The sequence below is a fragment of the Marinobacter sp. bablab_jr003 genome, assembly GCF_016464245.1.
GTDB classification, from domain to species: domain Bacteria; phylum Pseudomonadota; class Gammaproteobacteria; order Pseudomonadales; family Oleiphilaceae; genus Marinobacter; species Marinobacter vinifirmus.
The window spans coordinates 1-369 of the sequence record NZ_JADARC010000112.1; the positions used below are offsets into that span (position 1 = coordinate 1).

General features: G+C 52.8%; 1 protein-coding gene. It reads left to right on the top strand.

Features of this window, described 5'->3' with window-relative positions:
- On the top strand, positions 1-362 hold a 362-nt coding region (locus H3Z84_RS17385), incomplete at its 5' end, for a hypothetical protein (protein WP_199457597.1).
- Positions 363-369 lie beyond the last annotated feature (7 nt).

Below are 369 nucleotides of genomic sequence, written 5' to 3' on the forward strand. Positions count from 1 at the left end.
AGAAGGGAGAGAGAAAGAAGGAAGGGGAAAGGAGGGGGGAAGGAGGAGGAGGGGGAGGGGAGGGGGAAGGAAGGAAGAGGGGGGGAGGAGGGGGAGAGGGAGGAAAAGAGAGAGGAAAAGAGAAAAAAGAGGGGGAGGGGAGAAGGGAAGAAAGGGAAAGAAAGAAGGAGGGAGGGAAAGGGAGGAAAGGAGAAAAGAAAAAGAGGGGGGAGAGGGGAAGAGAGAGGGGAAGAAAGAGAAAAAGAAGAAAAAAAGAGGAAGGAAGGAAAAAGAAAAGAAAAAGGGAGAGAAAAAAGAGGAAGGAGAGAAAAAGGGGAGAGAGGGGAGGGAGGGGGAGGGGAAAAAGGGAGGACACCCGCTGAGCCAGGA